Source organism: Actinoplanes sp. NPDC051537, assembly GCF_055586105.1.
On record NZ_JBVJIU010000031.1, the window covers coordinates 16235 to 33305 of the forward strand.

Sequence of the window (17071 nt, forward strand, 5' to 3'; positions counted from 1 at the left end):
TGTGAGGTGAGCGGTGAGTGACGCCTCGGACTTCGTCCTGGCCTACTGGAACGAACACCGCCAGCAACTGCGCCAGTGCGAGAACCAACGCGCCACCATGACCAACTTCGTCATGGTTATAACCGCCGCATTAAGTGGTTTCATGATCCAGCAAAAATTTGCCGCGACCACCGTGCCTCTCGGGGCACTCATTATCTTGATCGGACTGTTCGGCGCCGTCGTTTCCGCGAAGTATCACGAACGGGCCGTCTACCACCTCAGCCAAGCCCGCGCTCTGACCGCCACCCTGAAAGACATGAAACTTCTCACCGACGACGCAAATATTGTCCAACACCGCCAAATTCACTATGATACGTTCCCCCGCATGCACCGCATCCGTCTGCATGCATTGTGGACCGGCCTTCACCTCGCTATCGCCGCCTACTGAATTACCCTCACAACGATAGCGGCATTCGCATAGTCCGGATTTCAATACACCCGCATCGCATTTCTAAGAAACGCGATAGCTACACCACTCGGGTCGGAACGCCAGCCTGGCGTGGCGGACGGCATGCCGAGGCCACCTAAACCTGCTTGTCATTCAACGACGCCGAGAAGGCGCGCTCTCATCGCAAATTCGGACGTCGCCGGGAGCCTCGACACCACCCGCTGCAGCCGACGCGTTCCGGGTGCCGCTCCAGCTCGTCCTCCTGCCACACCACCTGCTTCACGCCCCTACACCGACATAGGCATTGCCAACCGCTGACTGGCGTTCAGCCGCCACAACGGCAACTGTCCCGGGACCACCGGAGACCACCGCGGACCACTTCCGCGGCCCGCCCACGGAGCGGGATCATGAAGCCATGGCCAGAGGACAACCACGCGGGCGATCTGCACCTTGCCGGGACTCTGTTCGAGCCGCCGCCGCAAGGACCCAGACAGACGCCGGCGGCCTGAAGCCGCCCACCGGTCGGCAATCAACAGGCATCCGCCGTGCCCACCGGCCACGGCCTGCACGCTGGCGACCGACCAAGATCACCGTACGAGCGTTCGTGTCACTGATGTGTCGTGATCGGCCTAAGTGGACATCGAACAACCGCGATACTCAAGGTCGCAGCTATGCGCCGATGGCCGGCGGCCATGGGAGGGAATGCCTGCTCAACTGCAATTTCGGGATGCATACGCTCGCGTGCAGACCGGACGCGGCAATCCCCCACGGGCCGACGCGGAGGACGCGATCAGCGACGATCCGGTAAACCGTACGCGCGTTCGGGCAGAAATGCGTGTCGTGGTGATCCGGAGGCATTCACGGCGGGAAATGAAAAAGGCCAGCTGAGCTGGCCTTTCACAAAGTCGGGCTGACAGGATTTGAACCTGCGACCCCTTGACCCCCAGTCAAGTGCGCTACCAAGCTGCGCTACAGCCCGATGCCACCCAGCCCGAAGACCGCGCGGCAACTTCTACACCTTACAACCCCTACCCGTGGGCCTTTCCACGACCCCCCGGGCCGGTCTTCTTGCGGGGCTTCACGGAGACCTCGATGGGACTGCCCTCGAAGCCGAACTCCTCGCGCAGCTTGCGCTCGATGAAGCGGAGATACCCGGCGTCCAGCGGGGCCGTCGTGAACAGGACGAAGCGGGGCGGGGCCACGCCGGCCTGGGTCGCGAACAGGATGCGGGGGGCGCGGCCGCCCCGGACGGGGTGGGGGGTGGCCTGGGTCAGGGCGGTCAGCCACTGGTTCAGGGCGCCGGTCGGGACTCGCTGCTCCCACGAGTCGAGGGCTCGGCGCAGGGCGGGGGCCAGCTTGTCGACGGCTCGGCCGGTCTTGGCGGAGATGTTGACCCGGATCGCCCACGGAATCCGCTTCAGCTCGCGGTCGATCTCCTTGTCCAGGTAGAACCGGCGATCGGCGTCGACCAGGTCCCACTTGTTGAAGGCGATCACCAGGGCGCGGCCGGCCTCGACGACCTGGGTCAGGACCCGCTGGTCCTGCTCGGAGATGACCTCGCCGGCGTCCAGCAGGACGACCGCGACCTCGGCCGCTTCCACGGCGCCCGCGGTGCGCAGGGACGCGTAGTACTCCGTACCGGACGCCTGGTTGACTCTTTTGCGCAGGCCGGCGGTGTCGACGAACTGCCACACCTCGCCGTCCATCTCGACCAGGCTGTCCACCGGGTCGACCGTCGTGCCGGCGACGGAGTCGACTACCGCGCGCTCCTCGCGGGAGACCTTGTTCAGCAGGGACGACTTGCCCACGTTCGGGCGACCGACCAGCGCCACCCGCCGGGGACCGCGCGGACCGCCCTCGATGATCGGCGGCGGGTCGGGCAGGGCGGCCAGGATGTCGTCCAGCAGGTCACCCGAGCCGCGGCCGTGCAGGGCCGAGATCGGGTGCGGCTCGCCCAGGCCGAGCGACCAGAGCGACACCGCCTCCATCTCGAGGTTCTGGTTGTCGGCCTTGTTGGCGACCAGGATGACCGGCTTGTGCGACCGCCGCAGCATCTTCACGGCGGCCTCGTCGACGTCGGTCGGGCCGACGGTCACGTCCACCACGAAGATGACCACGTCGGCCGTCTGCACGGCGATCTCGGCCTGGGCGGCGATGGCGGCGGCCCGGTCCTTGGCGTCCGGCTCCCAACCGCCGGTGTCGACGACGGTGAAGCGGCGGCCGCTCCACTGCGCGTCGTAGGGCACCCGGTCGCGCGTTACGCCGGGCACGTCCTCGACGACCGCCTGGCGACGGCCGATGATGCGGTTGACCAGCGTCGACTTGCCCACGTTGGGGCGGCCGACGACGGCAACCACGGGAGCCGGCCCGGTTTCGGAAGAGATATCCGGGTCGGCGAAAACGTCACTCACTTATTTCACCCTGCTGCTCAAAAGCCTTTGGAGGTACGCGACGACCTCGTCGATGCCCATGCCGGTGGTGTCCACCTCGAGGGCGTCGGAGGCCTGTCGGAGCGGGTCGGTCGCCCGCGACGAGTCAAGCTTGTCGCGCCGGGCCAGGTCGGCCTCGGTCGCGGTCACGTCGGTGGCGTCTTCCGCACTTCGCCGGGCGGCCCGGGCAGCGGCAGACGCGGTCAGATAGACCTTCAGGTCGGCATCGGGGGCGACGACCGAGGCGATGTCCCGGCCCTCGACGACGATCCGGGGCTGGCCGGCGATGATCGCCCGCTGAAGCGCGACCAGATGCTTGCGCACGGCCGGCACGGCGGCGACGGCCGAGACCGCGCCGGTCACCTCGGCTCCGCGAATGGGACCGTCGACGGAGACCCCGTTGGCCGCGAAGTGCGGCGCGGACGGGTCGGTACCAATGGACAATTCGGTCTCGAGGGCGATCTTCGCGATCGCCTCCGGGTCGCTGAGATCGACGCCGGCCTGCAACACGGCCCACGTCACGGCGCGGTACATAGCGCCCGTATCGAGGTAAACCCCGTCGAGGGCGGTAGCGAGTCGCCGGGAAACGGTGGATTTGCCGGAACCCGAAGGCCCGTCGACGGCCACCACACACTTCTCCGGCCGCACTTCTTCCGCCACCGTTCCTCCCGAGTTCGCCCGCCCGACCCAACCCTCCCATTGTGCCCGGCGTGGAAAGCATCGACGAACTAGGGTATGTTACCGACGAGTAGGACCGAGGGAGCGACCACATGCCCACGCTCGATCGCCACGACGCCGTCTTCGTCCTCGACCTCGGCGACACCGACAACCGCTTCCACCCCGACTGGATGACCGCGGTGAATGCCCTGCTCGACGAGGTGGAGAAGGGCGACGACCCGCGCGCCCTGGTCACCACCGCGAGCGGCAAGATCTGGTCGAACGGGCTCGACCTCGAGTGGTTGTTCGAAAATCCGGAGCAATATCCGGCGTACGCCGCCCAGGTCCATGTGTTTCTTGCCCGGTTCCTGAGCCTTCCGATGATCACGGTCGCCGCCCTGCAGGGTCACACGTTCGCGGCCGGCGCGATGCTCAGCCTGTGCCACGACTTCCGGATCATGCGCGCCGACCGCGGCTTCTGGTGCCTGCCCGAGGCCGACATCAACATCCCGTTCACGATCGGCATGGGCGCGCTCATCCAGTCGCGGCTGACCCCCCAGACGGCCCACGAGGCGATGCTGGCGGCCACCCGATTCGGCGGCGTCGATGCCCAGGCGCGCCAGATCGTCGACGAGGCGGTCCCCGAGCAGGAGGTCCGCGAACGGGCGGTCGCTCTCGCGGCGGGTCATGCCGGCAAGGCCGGACCGACACTGCAAACCATCAAGCAGCGGATGTACGCCTCCGTGATCGCCGCCCTGCGGTCCGAGGGCGAGCGCGCGCCGGCCGTGGCCCCGTTCAGCCACCCGTAGCGGGAAGCGGGCTGGCCCCCTCCGGCCGCAACCCGTCGAAGATCAGTCCCAGGTAGCGTCGCCAGAGGTCGGGTGGCGCGCCGGGGACGAAGCTGACCACGTGCGCCGGCGCACACATCAGCAGGATCACGTCCACGCCCGAAACATCGGCGCGCACCGCCCCGGCCGCCTGAGCGCGCTCGACCAGGGCGACGATCACCGCGAACAGGCGCTCACGAGCCGACGCCAACCGGTCGTTGATCTCGCCGGCGTCGCGCAGGAACGAGAAGTCCAGCTGCTGCTGCTTGTCCGCGGCGGCGGTCAGGAACTCGAACAGCGCTCCCCCGGCATCGTCCGCGAGGTAGAGCTCCCGGGCCAGCGCCGCCAGCGAGTCGACCCGATCGAGCACGACCGCGGCCAGCAGATCGTCCTTTGTCGGGAAATGCCGGAAAACGGTGCCCTTCCCGATGCCGGCCCGCTTGGCGATGTCGGCCACCGACGCGCCCATGCCCCGGGACGCGAACTCGGCCGCCGCCGCGGCGAGCAGCAGCGACCGGTTGCGCGCGGCGTCGGCACGCATCGGGCGGGTCACGACCGCGGCCGGACGGCGCACATCGGGCGGGTCACGACAGCGGCCGGACGGCGCACATCGGGCGGGTCACGACGGCGTCCTGACGGCACGCATCGGCCAGGTCACAACAGCGGCCTGGCGGCACACATCAGGCCGGTCACGACGGCGACCGGACGGCACGCATTCGGGCGGGTCACGCCAGCGACCATAACAGCGGCCCCCGGCCGCGACTCAAACAAGTTGACCGGGCGGTCCGCTTGTGCCTAACGTGACCGCACGGTCCGCTTAACGGGAGGCACGCGACATGAAGGCTGTGCTGGTCAGCAACTACGGCGAGTTCGCGGTCGGCGAGATCGACACGCCGCGCGCGGGACCGGGGCAAATTCAGGTTCGGGTCGAGGCGGCCTCGCTCAACGCGATCGATCGGCGGCTGGCGACGGGCGGGTTCGAGGGGCTGATCGCGTTGCCGTTTCCGCACATCCCGGGCACGGACTTCGCGGGAACGGTCACCGAAGTGGGGGACGGCGTCACCGCGTACCGGAAAGGTGATCTCGTCTTCGGTCATGGCATTCCGCGGGCGATGGCGGGCATGCTGCCGTTCCCGAAGCCGAGCCTGACCACGGGGACGCTGGCCGAGTACGCCGTTTTCGAGGCGGACACCCCGTTTGTCGCGCATCGGCCGGCGGGGCTCGATGCGGCGACGGCGGCCGCCCTGCCGACCGTCGGGCTGACCACCAAGGCGATCACCGCGCGGGCGAAGATCGGCAGGGACGAGAGCGTGCTGGTGATCGGCGCGACCGGGGGTGTGGGCACGACGCTGCTGCCGACGCTCGAGGCCGGCCGGGTCATCGCCACCGGACGGCCCTCGGACGAGGCCATGCTACGAGAACTCGGCGCCGACCTGGTCACCCAATACGGGATTTATCCGGAAAAAGTCGACGTGGTGCTCAATCTGGTGCTGCCCACCGACCAGCTCGCCGACGCCGCCAAGGTCATCAACCCCGGCGGCCGGCTCTACACGATCACGTTCCCGGCCCCGAAGCCCGAGTTCATCAACCGCGACGACGTGCTCTTCGAGATGATCCTCGACATGGAGACCGGCGTAGCCGACTTAACCGGACTTATGCCGAGAATTCGGCGTGAATACCGACTGAGCGATGGCGCCCGGGCGATGGACGACTTCGCCCGGGAACACACCGTGGGAAAGCTAGTCGTCGTCCCGTGAGACGGCCTTGAACAGGGCCGCGATCTCCGCGTTGGACAGATGCCGGAAGCCGCCCGGCCGCAGGTCGCCGAGCCGGATCGGGCCGACCGCGGTGCGGATGAGCCGGGTGACCGGGTGGCCGACGGCGTCCATCATCCGCCGGACGATGTGCTTGCGGCCCTCGTGCAGGACGATCTCCACCTGGGCGGTCTTGCCGAGGGCGTCGACCAGCTTGAACGCGTCGGCGCGGGCCGGCCCGTCCTCGAGCTCGACCCCGGCGAGCAGCTGCCGGCCCACGTTGCGGGGCAGCGGCCCCATCACCTCGGCCAGGTACGTCTTCGAGATCCCGTACGACGGATGGGTCAGCTTGTTGGTCAGCTCCCCGTCGTTGGTGATCAGCAGCAGGCCCTCGCTGTCGGCGTCGAGGCGTCCGACGTGGAAGAGGCGCTGGTCGAACTGGCCGAGGAAGTCGGCGAGCTCGGTGCGGCCCTTCTCGTCGTCGAGCGAGGTGACGACCCCGCGCGGCTTGTTCATCGCGATGTAGACGAGCTTGGTGTCGGTGATCACCCGCTGACCGTCGACGAGGATCTCGGCGGTGGCGGGATCGACCTTGTCGCCGAGCTTGGCGACCTTTCCGTTGACGGTGACCCGCCGCCGGAAGATCAGGTCTTCGCAGGCGCGGCGGGACCCGACACCGGCGGCGGCCAGCACTTTCTGGAGGCGTTCGGCGGTGTCAGCCTGAGGCATCGAGCACTTCTTCCACATCGTCGGGCAGGAATGGGGCGAGCGGCGGCAGCTGGTCAACCGAGTTGAGCCCGAGCTTCTCGAGGAAGAGGTCGGTCGTCCGGTACAGATGTGCCCCGGTTTCGCCCTCGGTGCCGCACTCCTCGATCAGGCCGCGCGTAGCAAGCGTACGCATGACCCCGTCACAGTTGACGCCGCGGATGGCCGAGATCCGCGACCGGGTCACCGGCTGCTTGTACGCAACGACCGCCAACGTCTCGAGCGCGGCCTGCGTCAGCCGCACCGACTGCCCGTCGAGAACGAACCTTTCCACGTACGCCGCATATTCCGGCCGGGTGTAGAGCCGCCACCCACCGGCCGCCCGCCGCAGGTCGAACCCGTGCCCCGCCGCGGTGTACCGCGCCGAGATATTCTCCAGCATCGCCCCGACGCGCTCGGTCGGCTGCTCCAAGATCTGCGCAAGCTGCATCTCGGCGACCGGCTCATCAACAACAAGCAGGATGGCCTCGAGCGCGGCGGCAAGCTCGGCGTCGTCGGTCAATTCCCTTAATTCATCGCCCGTACGCTCATCAGCGCCGGCTTCCACCGCAGGCGCGGCGGCCCGGCGTCGCCCCTGCTCGGGAACCGCGTTCGCCCGAGGAGCCGGCGCCGGTTCACCCTCGCCCGAGTCCACCGCGAACGGCAGATCATCGGCGCCGTCATCGCTGACGTCATCGTCGGCCGCCTGGTCGAACACGTCCCCCGCGTCGTCCCCGTCCTCGGCCAGAGGCGCGTCGGCCGGCTGCCCGTCCGCGTCCCACTCCTCCTCGGCCGCTTCCTCGATCGCTTCCGGAAGCGGCAGCTCGGGCCCCACCTCGCCAAGGGTCGGCTCGGGCGCGAGCTCCTCCTCCGCCCCATCGACGGGAGCGTCAACGCTGACCGGCGCATCCTCACCGTTCAGAGCCGCCGCTTCGGGTTCGTCCTGGTCCTCGTCCTCGTCTTCGGGCTCGTCTTCGTCCTCGTCGTCCGCCTCGGGTTCGTCCCGCTCGTCGCTCGCCGCTTCGGGTTCGTCCCGCTCGTCGCTCGCCGCTTCGGGTTCGTCCCGCTCGTCGTCCGCCGCTTCGTCATCGCCCTGGTAGCCGGGCGGATTCCCACCCTCGAAGGCGGGGTCGAAGTCGTCGTCATCGTCGGCAAGCCCCGACTCGAACCGCTCTTCGTCCTCGTCGGGCCGCCGCTCCGGCTCGACGGCGTCCTCGTCGGGCCGCCGCTCCGGCTCGGTCGCGTCGTCGTCGAGGTCGTCCCCGGCCTCACCCCGCGCTTCCGCCTCGGCCGCCGCCTGATAGGCCCGGTCCGGCGGCCGCTGCTGACGCTCCCACGGCGGCACCCAGGCCGCCGCCTGAGCCGCAAGCGATTCGGACTGCCGCTCGTCGTCGTTGCTCACGATCGTTCCTCCACCGCGACCGCGGCCGCGTCGTCATCTCCCCCGCCAAGATCACGGCGGTCCTCGGGCGTGTCAAATCTGCCCGCCGGAGATCCCCCCGAGTCGGACACAATCGCACCCGGATTGCCCACGACGCCCACCCCCGAATCGCCATCACCGCTCCGGCCCGACAAACCCGAAATTTCGGTTTCGTCGGCCGGGGTGATCGCGCGCGATTCGTGAGTGGACCGGTGGATGTGAGCGGTGTGCGCATCATCATCATCGCCGCCGGCGGAGAGCTCGGGCTCGCCAAACTCGTCGCCGTCGCCGTCGCCGTCGGACAAACCCGAAATTTCGGTTTTGTCGGGTGAGAAGAACTCGCGCGGCCCGGTGCCGGGTTGGTGAGAATGGGCGGCGTGCTCGTCGGCGGCGGAAAGCTCGACCTCATCAAACCCGTCGCCATCGTCGAAAGGCTCGTCGCCGCCATCAGCGGAAAGCTCACCCCCGCCGAAGCCGGCGTCACCGTCATCGGCGGAAAGATCCCCCGCGTCGGCGCCCCCGTCATCGGGCGCCACCGCGTCCGGGTCGATTTTGCTGCCCTCGTAGTCGTCGATGTCGAGGTCGGCGTCCACCGCGTCGCCGCCGACCCAGCGGACCGTCATCTCCTCGAGCGAAACCGGCTGGTCGAACTCGATCAGGCCCTCGCGGTACAGCTCCAGCAACGCCAGGAAGCGGGCCACCACCTCGAGCGTGTTCTCGCAGTCGGCGATCAGCAGCGTGAACGTCGCGCTGCCCGCACGGCGCAAGCGGTCGCGCAGCAGTTGGGCGTGTTCGCGTACGGAAACACGCACCTGGTGAATGTGGGCGATCGACACCTGCGGCGGGCCGGGCTTGGGCGTGAACTGCTTCAGCGCCAGCTTGAACAGCCGCTCGACGCCGATGCCGAGCACCAGGTCGGGCAGGGCCTCGGCGTAGCGCGGCTCCATCGACACCGCGCGCGGCCAGCGCTTGGCGCCCGTGCCCTCGAGGTCGGCGATGACCGCCGCCGCCTCCTTGAACGCCTTGTACTGCAGCAGGCGCGCGAACAGCAGGTCGCGGGCCTCGAGCAGGGCCAGGTCTTCCTCGTCCTCGACCTCGGCGGCGGGCAGCAGCCGGGCCGCCTTCAGGTCCAGCAGCGTCGCCGCCACCAGCAGGAACTCGCTGGCCTCGTCGAGGTCCCAGTCGTCGCCCATGGCTCGGATGTAGGCGATGAAATCGTCGGTGACCTGGTGCAACGCGACCTCGGTCACGTCCAGCTTGTGCTTGCCGATCAGCTGGAGCAACAGGTCGAACGGACCCGTGAAGTTCTCCAGCCGCACGGTGAATTTGCCCGGGTCGAGGTCGGCGGGGACCTCGGCATCGGGGGGCACAAGCTCTTCGGGCACCTGCTGACCGTAGACCACGGGTAGAACGACCTGCTCCGGGCTCACACCGCCACCTCCGACGACAACGCTGCGTCCCGGTTCAACGGCGCAGGAGACCGCGGGTGACTGGCGGAAACGAAGATCAGCCCCACAGGCGGACGAAGACCAGCCCGAGCGCGTTGACGATGCGGAGCAGGAACGGGCCGGGCTGCGGGAACAGGCAGCAGATCAGCAGGATCAGCACGCCGATGTTCTTGTCCTCGAACCACAGCCGCATCCACTGCATGCTGGGTCCGGGGCGGCGCAGCGCGAAGTAGAGCACGCCGAAACCGTCGAGCGGCGGGATCGGGATGCACGCGAGCAGACCGAAGCACAGGATCCCGACGGCCAGCGACAGCAGGACCGTCTCGCCGAAGCCGTAGTCGACGCCGAGCAGCACGTCCGCCGGGCCGAGCAGGGAGAGCTGGTTGTCGGGGAACGACAGCGCGTACACGCCGAGCAGGATCTCGCCGAGGATGATGCAGGAGAGCGGTCCGGCGGCGAAGACGGCGGCCGCGCGGCCTCGGCCCCGATATCGGGGGATCTCGTCGACGGAGAGCGATTTGCCCCAGCCCATGCCCCCGATGGCGGCGGCTACCGCGCCGAACGGATCAACATCTTCGCGCAACCGCGGCCAGATGGGTTCCTTGCGGTCGGCGAGACCAAGGCTTCGAGCAGTCAGCCGTACGGCCACAGCACGCACGCACAGGGCAAGCACGAAGGACACGACCAGGGCAGCGAACGCCACCGGCGTGCGAAGGGCGAACAGCACCGGTCAGCCGCGCTCGACCTTGGCGGCGATGACCTCGCGGGCGAGCTGGCGGTAGTTGCGCGCGCCGGAGGAGGCCGGGTCGAGGCTGGTGATCGGCGCGCCGGCCACCGTGGACTCCGGGAACTTGACGGTCTTGGTGATGACCGTCTGGTAGACCTTGTCGCCGAACGCCTCGACCACCCGCTGGAGCACCTGCCGGCAGTGGGTGGTGCGCGAGTCGTACATGGTGGCGAGGATGCCCTCGAGCTCGAGGTCGAAGTTCAGCCGCTCGCGCACCTTGTCGATCGTGTCGAGCAGCAGCGCGACGCCGCGAAGCGAGAAGAACTCGCACTCGAGCGGGATGAGCACGCCGTGCGCGATGGTCAGCGCGTTGATCGCCAGCAGGCCCAGCGAGGGCTGGCAGTCGATCAGGATGAAGTCGTACTCCTTGCGGACCGAGCGCAGCGCCCGGGCCAGCGCCATCTCGCGGGCGACCTCGTTGACCAGCTGGATCTCGGCGGCCGACAGGTCGATGTTGGCCGGCAGCAGGTGCAGGCCGGCCACGTCGGTCTTGATGATCACGTCTTCGGTGGCGACGTCGTCCTGCATGAGCAGGTTGTAGATGCTCAGGTCGAGGTTGTGCGGGTTGACACCGAGACCGACCGAGCAGGCGCCCTGCGGGTCGAAGTCGACGAGCAGAACCTTGCGGCCGTACTCGGCCAGCGCCGCGCCCAGATTGATGGTCGTCGTCGTCTTGCCGACGCCACCCTTCTGGTTGGCCAGGGCGATGATCCGCGCCGGGCCGTGCCGATCGGTCGGCATCGGCTCGGGGATCGGACGGCGCATCGTGTACGCCGTGGGGTCGGCCGGACCGAGGTCGGCGCCGAGATCCAGGGAGTTCTGTTGATCTCGCAGCGCGGAGGTCCAGGCTTCCGCCCGTGATCCGTTGTCCGCCATGGCCCTCGCCCCCTCTCGACTCGCTTCAGCCGGAGCCGATGCCCGACTGTACGCCACGCGCGCGGCCCGATCGGGGTCAGCCGTCGGCGTGTCGCCATCTATGGGTGCGCAGCTTTTAACGAGCGCGCGGGTGTGCGGTCGCGTACACCTCGCGCAGACGGTCCACGGTGACCAGCGTGTAGACCTGGGTCGTGGTCACCGAGGCGTGGCCGAGCAGTTCCTGGACGACGCGGACGTCGGCGCCGCCGTCGAGCAGGTGCGTCGCGTACGAGTGGCGCAGCGTGTGCGGGCTGACCGCGTGCGGCCCGTCGACGGGCAGTCCGGCGGCGCTCGCGGTCCGGTGCAGGATCGTCCACGCCGACTGCCGCGACAGCCGGCCGCCGCGGGCGTTGAGGAAGACGGCCGGGATCCCGGTCCCCTTGGCCGCCAGCGCCGGCCGAGCCCGTACGAGATAGGCCTCGATCGCGGCCTTGGCGTACCCGCCCACCGGAACCATCCGGGTGCGCCCGCCCTTGCCGTGCAGCGTCGCGGACGGAACGGCGACCAGGTCGAGATCGTCGATGTCGGCGCCGACCGCCTCGGAGATCCGCGCCCCGGTTCCGTAGAGGAACTCCAGCAACGCCTTGTCCCGCAGCCCGAGCGGCGTGTCGTCGCCGACCTGGAGAAGCCGGGTCACCTGGTCGACGTCGAGCGCCTTGGGCAGCCGCTTGGGCGGGGCCGGGGGCTTGACCTCGGCGGCGACGTCGACCGCGACCAGCCCCTCCCGCACGGCGAACCGGTGCAGCCCGCGCACCGCGCTCATGGCCCGGGCGGCACTGGCCGAGGCGAGACCTTCCTCCCGCAGCTCGGCCAGGTGCCCGCCGACGTGCTTGGCCCGCACGTCGGCAAGATCGTCGATGCCGGACGACGCCAGCCCCCGCGCGTACCGGTCGAGATCGCGCCGGTACGACGCCAGGGTGTTGCGCGACAGCCCACGCTCGACGGTCAGATGGTCGAGGTAGGAGTCGATGGCCCGGGCGACGCTCAGGCGATCACCTCGGCGGTGGAGAGGGTGGGCATGCCGTGCGCCTCCGCGACCGGTCCGTAGGTGACGTGTCCGTCATGCGTGTTCAGCCCGAGGGCGAGCCCGGGGTCGTTCTTGAGGGCCGCGCGCCAGCCGAGGTTGGCCAGCTCCAGAGCGTACGGCAAAGTGACGTTGGTCAGTGCGTAGGTGCTGGTGTGCGGCACCGCGCCGGGCATGTTGGCGACGCAGTAGAACATCGACTCGTGCACCCGGTAGACCGGATCGGCGTGCGTGGTGGGCCGCGAGTCTTCGAAGCAGCCACCCTGGTCGATGGCGATGTCGACCAGCACGCTGCCCGGTTTCATCCGGCTCACCAGATCGTTGGAGATCAAATTCGGTGCCTTCGCGCCGGGGACCAGCACGGCGCCGATCACCAGGTCCGCGTCGAGGACGGCCTTCTCGATCTCGTACGCGTTGGACGCGATCGTCTGCAGATGGCCCCGGTAGTCGGCGTCGGCGGCCCGCAGCTTGTGGATGTTGCGGTCCAGCACGAGAACCTCGGCCTGCATGCCGAGCGCGATCGCCGCCGCGTTCATGCCCGAGACGCCGGCGCCGATGACCACGACCTTGGCCGCGTAGACGCCCGGCACCCCGCCCATCAGCACGCCGCGGCCGCCGCCCGAGCGCATCAGGTGATAGGCGCCGACCTGCGGCGCGAGCCGGCCCGCGACCTCGGACATCGGGGCGAGCAGCGGCAGCGAGCGATCGGGCAGCTCGACCGTCTCGTACGCGATGCCGGTGACCTTGCGATCGAGGAGCGCGTCGGTGCACTCCTTGGACGCCGCCAGGTGCAGGTAGGTGAACAGCACCTGCCCGGCCCGCATCCGCGGGTACTCCTCGGCGATCGGCTCCTTCACCTTGAGCACGAGATCGGCGGTCTGCCAGACGTCGTCCGGCCCCGGCAGGATGGTCGCGCCGGCCGACTTGAAGTCACCGTCGGTGATCGATGAGCCGGCGCCCGCCCCGGCCTGCACGAAGACCTCGTGCCCCGCTCGGGTGAGCTCGTAGACGCCGGCCGGGGTGATGGCCACCCGGAATTCGTTGTTCTTGACTTCGCTGGGAATGCCGACCTTCACAGCCGACACCGTCCTTTCTCAACGCTGAGTGACGTCCCACGGCGGCACCGGGCCACCTCGCCCGCAGAGTACCTCCGACGAGCCCCGACCCACGACCGATTCGTCCGCTTTTGGGCATCGAACTGCATCGAGGTATCGAAGGGACGGTGGGGTACGTTCTTCCCATGCCTGTGGATCTCAACACCTCGGTGCCGCACTCGGCGCGGATCTACGACTTCCTGCTGGGCGGCAAGGACAACTTCGAGGCCGATCGCCAGGCCGCCGCCGCCATCGTCGAGTCGTCACCGAGCCTGCCGATCTCCATGCGGGCAAACCGGCAGTACATGGCCCGCGTGGCCCACTACCTGGCGGCCGAGCGCGGCATCCGGCAGTTCCTCGACATCGGCACCGGCCTGCCGACCTCGCCGAACCTGCACGAGGTGGTCCAGGGCGTCGACCCCCGGTCACGCATCGTCTACGTCGACAACGACCCGATCGTGCTGGTCCACGCCCGGGCGCTGCTGACCTCCGCGCCCGAGGGCACCACCAGCTACATCGACGCCGACCTGCGCGACGTCGAGACGATCCTGGCCTCGCCCGAGGTGAAGAGCCTCGACGCCACCCGCCCGGTCTCGATCAGCCTCATCGCGGTGCTCCAGTTCATCACCGCCGAGGACGAGGCCCACCGCATCATCGACGGCCTGCTGGCCCCGTTCCCCGCCGGCAGCACCCTGTCGATCTCCACCGTGACCGCCCACAACCCGCAGGCGGTGGCCGGCGCGGCCGCCTACCGGGCCCGGGGCATCGCCGCCAAGGAGCGCACCGACGACGAGGTGACGGCCCTGTTCCGCGGCCTCGAGCTGGTCGACCCGGGCGTGGTCCTGGTCAACCGCTGGCGCCCCGACACCGAGATCGACGACTCCCACGTCCAGATGTCCGGCGGCGTTGCCGTCAAGCGCTGAAGTTTTCTCGGATCGACGGCAACCGTTGCCGGGCGTCCCCGCGTCTTGGAGGGCGTGGAGAACGCCGACGACGAGTTCGACTCATTCGTGCGAGCCCGAACGCACGCCCTACTACGGTCCGCCTACCTGCTGACCGGCGATCAGCAGCTCGCCGAGGACCTCGTGCAGTCGGCGCTCACGAAGACGCACCAGTCCTGGAAGCGTCTGCATGACATCGGCAATGCCGAGTCGTACGCCCGGCGCACCATGTATCACCTGCAGGTCTCCTGGTGGCGGCGGCCGAAGGTGGCCGAGTCGCTGCCGGGATGGATGCCCGACCGCGCCACCGGCGACGACCACGCCCGCGCGGTGAGCCTGCGCCTCGCCCTGCGGTCCGCGCTGCTGCGACTGTCGGCCAAGCAGCGCGCCGTTCTCGTGCTGCGGTTCTTCGAGGACCGTACGGAAAGCGAGATCGCCGACCTGCTCGGGGTGAGCGTCGGCACCGTGAAGAGCCAGACCGCCAAGTCCCTCGCCCGACTCCGCGCCATCGCCCCCGAGCTCGCCGACGTCGACAGCCGGAAAGGAGCCCTGTCGTGAACCCCTTCCGCTCCAGCCCCCGCGTGGCCCTCAACGACTACATGGACCAGCTGGCCGACGACGTGGTCAACGTCGACCTGCGCGATCGCGTGCACGCCGCCTCGCGGCGAGTGACCGTCCGCCGGCGCATCGCCATCACCGCCGCCGCGGCCCTCGCCGTGATCGCCGTCGCCTCCGGCATCGCCGTCGCCGGGCTGCCCTCGGCGCAGCGCGACCGGAACACGCCGGTGGTCGGCTCGAGCGTTCCCAGCGTCCCGACCACCTCCGGGGCCCCGGTCGCCTGGAGCAAGCTGCCGCCGACGCTCTACTACCAGGTCCGCCACGATCAGGGCGACGGCTTCCGCTACGACCTGTGGTGGTCGGACTTCCGGACCAGCGAGCAGCAGTTCCGGCCGCCGGGCAAGGCCTGCGGGATGTTCCTCTCCCCCGACCTGACGACCGTCGCGTGGGTCGCCGTCGACGAGACCCCGGGCGCCACCGGCGATCTGTGGATCTCCGGCATCGACGGCAACGACCAGCGGCGACTGGCGTACGACGTGACCTGCACCGGCATGAGCTACCCGCGCTGGACCGGCCCCACCGGCCTGGTCTTCTGGAAGGAGCTCGGCGGCCGGCCCTCGGTCGTCGAGACGAGCACCGGCAAGGTCGTCGACGCGGGCTTCCCGGCCGGCACCACCGACCTGGTCTTCTCGCCCAACGCCGAGTACGCCGCCTACGGCAAGGACGGCGAGGTCGTGGTGTGCCGGCCGGATGGCACCGAGATCCGCCGGTTCGCGCACGGGGACGAGACGCCGACCGGCGGCTTCACCCTGCAGGGCATCTCCGACGACGCCCGCACGGTGGTGCTCGGCATGAACCCCAGCGACCCGGGGCCGGTGCGCACCGGGTTCCGGCTGGTCGACACCGTCAGCGGCAAGAACCAGGACCTGCCGAAGCTGGTCAAGGTCACCAACCCGCTGTCGACCGAGATCTACCCGGTGCCCGGCAACCAGCTGCTGGTGCGGGTCGACGGGGACGCGCACAAGCGGGTCTACCTGCTCGGCGAGGACGGCACGATCATCGACAGCCACAACGAGATCGCGTCGCTGAAGGAGGCCCAGCTGCTGCCGCCGACCGCCTCGTAGGAGTTATTCGACCCGCCATCGGCCGGACTGGTCGCGCCAGCCCTTGGCCAGGCGGTTGCCGGGGAACGGGCCGACCTTGCGACGCGGCGGCAGGGTCGACTCCAGCTCCACCATGTAGAGGTCCGATCCCATGTTCTCCCGGTGCTCCACGGCGGCGACCCGGCCGTAGTGCTGGAAGTTCAGGATGTAGGGGTCCCGGTCGTACGGCGGCAGCACCGTAACGAGGTCGCCGACATCGTACGAATCGGCGTGGGGCATCGTCGCCTCCCTGGACGGCGGATCCGGGACGACACAACCGCCGTCACCTACGAAATGTAGGTGAGCGGAACGTCACAGGGAAGTCACCGGCCGGGCGTGAAATCTTTCTCGTCTCCGGGTCATCCACCAGCGTGACGCGCCCTCGACCGGATCGGGAACATGACTAGGATCCAGCGCCATGCGCGCCGCGTTCGGCACGGTTCTCGGCGAGCTCGGGGACGTCGACCTTTGCGTGTACGCCGCGGGCGTCGGCGAGGCGCACGACCTGCCCGCCCAGACGCGAGCGATCGAGGTGAACCTGCTCGGCGCGGCGCGCACGGCCGAGGTGGTGCTGCCGCGCATGGTCGCGCGGGGTGACGGCCATTTCATCGGGCTCTCCAGCCTCGCCGACGCGGTCGTATCCGCCGGGGCGCCCGGCTATGCCGCCTCCAAAGCTGCGATGCGTGCGCACCCGGCCGGCGGTGGTCTCCTACCCGCGCCGGATGGCCGCTATTACCGGAACTCTCGGGCCCGCGCTACGGCTACGCGCGAAGTTTCGTTGATCGGATCGTCCACATGGTACGAACGGACAGTAACGAAGTTGATCTAAAACGATGCGAGCCGTGACGCCGTGTGTGTTGTCGGTGGGCGAGGGGCCCGCCATCCAACGCAGGGGGGCAACATT

17 protein-coding genes, 1 tRNA gene and 1 pseudogene are annotated in these 17071 nt (G+C 69.1%); 7 read left to right on the forward strand and 12 right to left on the reverse strand.

The annotated features are described in order from the left end of the window. Positions 1-13 precede the first annotated feature (13 nt). On the forward strand, positions 14-427 hold the full coding sequence (locus ACZ6TB_RS46155; RefSeq protein ID WP_465567361.1) for a hypothetical protein: 414 nt from the start codon (positions 14-16) through the stop codon (positions 425-427). 905 nt (positions 428-1332) lie between these two features. Here the strand turns inward: ACZ6TB_RS46155 and ACZ6TB_RS46160 are convergent. The 3 genes from ACZ6TB_RS46160 to cmk all read right to left on the reverse strand — a co-directional run bounded on the left by ACZ6TB_RS46160 (position 1333) and on the right by cmk (position 3516). Beyond that, positions 1333-1406: transfer RNA gene (locus ACZ6TB_RS46160), tRNA-Pro, on the reverse strand. Positions 1407-1455: 49 nt separating this feature from the next. Beyond that, the gene (der, locus tag ACZ6TB_RS46165) at positions 1456-2838 is read right to left on the reverse strand and encodes a ribosome biogenesis GTPase Der (protein ID WP_465567364.1); all 1383 of its coding nucleotides are present in this window, start codon (positions 2836-2838) and stop codon (positions 1456-1458) included. Further along, entirely contained in the window at positions 2839-3516 is a 678-nt protein-coding gene (gene cmk / locus ACZ6TB_RS46170) for a (d)CMP kinase (RefSeq protein WP_465567367.1), read from the reverse strand. Positions 3517-3626: 110 nt separating this feature from the next. Here cmk and ACZ6TB_RS46175 point away from each other — a divergent pair, with 110 nt between their 5' ends. After that, the gene (locus ACZ6TB_RS46175) at positions 3627-4322 is read left to right on the forward strand and encodes an enoyl-CoA hydratase-related protein (protein ID WP_465567370.1); all 696 of its coding nucleotides are present in this window, start codon (positions 3627-3629) and stop codon (positions 4320-4322) included. Here ACZ6TB_RS46175 and ACZ6TB_RS46180 read toward each other — a convergent pair. After that, positions 4309-4914 carry a TetR/AcrR family transcriptional regulator gene (locus tag ACZ6TB_RS46180; protein WP_465567373.1) on the reverse strand — a complete coding sequence of 202 codons (606 nt, stop codon included), beginning with the start codon at positions 4912-4914 and terminating at the stop codon, positions 4309-4311. The genes ACZ6TB_RS46175 and ACZ6TB_RS46180 overlap by 14 nt on opposite strands. 262 nt (positions 4915-5176) lie before the next feature. Here ACZ6TB_RS46180 and ACZ6TB_RS46185 point away from each other — a divergent pair, with 262 nt between their 5' ends. Next, positions 5177-6097 carry an NADP-dependent oxidoreductase gene (locus ACZ6TB_RS46185; RefSeq protein ID WP_465567376.1) on the forward strand — a complete coding sequence of 307 codons (921 nt, stop codon included), beginning with the start codon at positions 5177-5179 and terminating at the stop codon, positions 6095-6097. Here the strand turns inward: ACZ6TB_RS46185 and ACZ6TB_RS46190 are convergent. From ACZ6TB_RS46190 to ald, 7 genes and pseudogenes are all read right to left on the reverse strand, one after another. Beyond that, positions 6080-6841, reverse strand: coding sequence for a pseudouridine synthase (locus ACZ6TB_RS46190; RefSeq protein ID WP_465567379.1), 762 nt, complete (start codon positions 6839-6841; stop codon positions 6080-6082). The genes ACZ6TB_RS46185 and ACZ6TB_RS46190 overlap by 18 nt on opposite strands. Next, positions 6810-8240: an SMC-Scp complex subunit ScpB gene (gene scpB, locus ACZ6TB_RS46195; protein ID WP_465567382.1), complete on the reverse strand. Its 1431-nt coding sequence runs from the start codon at positions 8238-8240 to the stop codon at positions 6810-6812. The genes ACZ6TB_RS46190 and scpB overlap by 32 nt, the downstream gene beginning before the upstream one ends. A gap of 362 nt (positions 8241-8602) precedes the next feature. After that, positions 8603-9643: pseudogene (locus ACZ6TB_RS46200) on the reverse strand (segregation and condensation protein A); the annotation flags it as partial. Positions 9644-9764: 121 nt separating this feature from the next. After that, positions 9765-10433 (reverse strand): zinc metalloprotease, encoded by a 669-nt coding sequence (locus ACZ6TB_RS46205; protein ID WP_465567385.1) that lies wholly within the window; start codon positions 10431-10433, stop codon positions 9765-9767. 3 nt (positions 10434-10436) lie between these two features. Continuing rightward, positions 10437-11369 (reverse strand): ParA family protein, encoded by a 933-nt coding sequence (locus ACZ6TB_RS46210; RefSeq protein ID WP_465567387.1) that lies wholly within the window; start codon positions 11367-11369, stop codon positions 10437-10439. A 115-nt stretch (positions 11370-11484) separates the two neighbouring features. Beyond that, on the reverse strand, positions 11485-12396 hold the full coding sequence (locus tag ACZ6TB_RS46215) for a site-specific tyrosine recombinase XerD (protein WP_465567503.1): 912 nt from the start codon (positions 12394-12396) through the stop codon (positions 11485-11487). After that, positions 12393-13508, reverse strand: a complete 1116-nt coding sequence (gene ald / locus ACZ6TB_RS46220; protein ID WP_465567390.1) for an alanine dehydrogenase — start codon at positions 13506-13508, stop codon at positions 12393-12395. The genes ACZ6TB_RS46215 and ald overlap by 4 nt, the downstream gene beginning before the upstream one ends. Positions 13509-13672: 164 nt before the next feature. Here ald and ACZ6TB_RS46225 point away from each other — a divergent pair, with 164 nt between their 5' ends. From ACZ6TB_RS46225 to ACZ6TB_RS46235, 3 genes are read left to right on the forward strand one after another with little or no spacing between them, the layout of a single operon-like run. Then, complete coding sequence (locus tag ACZ6TB_RS46225) at positions 13673-14449, forward strand: SAM-dependent methyltransferase (protein WP_465567392.1); 777 nt, start codon at positions 13673-13675, stop codon at positions 14447-14449. A 54-nt stretch (positions 14450-14503) separates the two neighbouring features. Beyond that, a complete protein-coding gene (locus ACZ6TB_RS46230; protein WP_465567395.1) occupies positions 14504-15025 on the forward strand; it encodes a SigE family RNA polymerase sigma factor in 522 nt (173 codons plus the stop codon). Beyond that, positions 15022-16149 (forward strand): TolB-like translocation protein, encoded by a 1128-nt coding sequence (locus ACZ6TB_RS46235; protein ID WP_465567397.1) that lies wholly within the window; start codon positions 15022-15024, stop codon positions 16147-16149. Before ACZ6TB_RS46230 ends, ACZ6TB_RS46235 begins: the two co-directional genes overlap by 4 nt. A 3-nt stretch (positions 16150-16152) precedes the next feature. Here the strand turns inward: ACZ6TB_RS46235 and ACZ6TB_RS46240 are convergent, their stop codons facing one another. After that, positions 16153-16407: a hypothetical protein gene (locus tag ACZ6TB_RS46240; protein ID WP_465567399.1), complete on the reverse strand. Its 255-nt coding sequence runs from the start codon at positions 16405-16407 to the stop codon at positions 16153-16155. Between the two features lie 178 nt (positions 16408-16585). Between ACZ6TB_RS46240 and ACZ6TB_RS46245 the strand changes: the two genes are divergently transcribed. Beyond that, complete coding sequence (locus tag ACZ6TB_RS46245) at positions 16586-16996, forward strand: SDR family NAD(P)-dependent oxidoreductase (RefSeq protein ID WP_465567402.1); 411 nt, start codon at positions 16586-16588, stop codon at positions 16994-16996. The last annotated feature ends 75 nt before the right edge of the window (positions 16997-17071 follow it).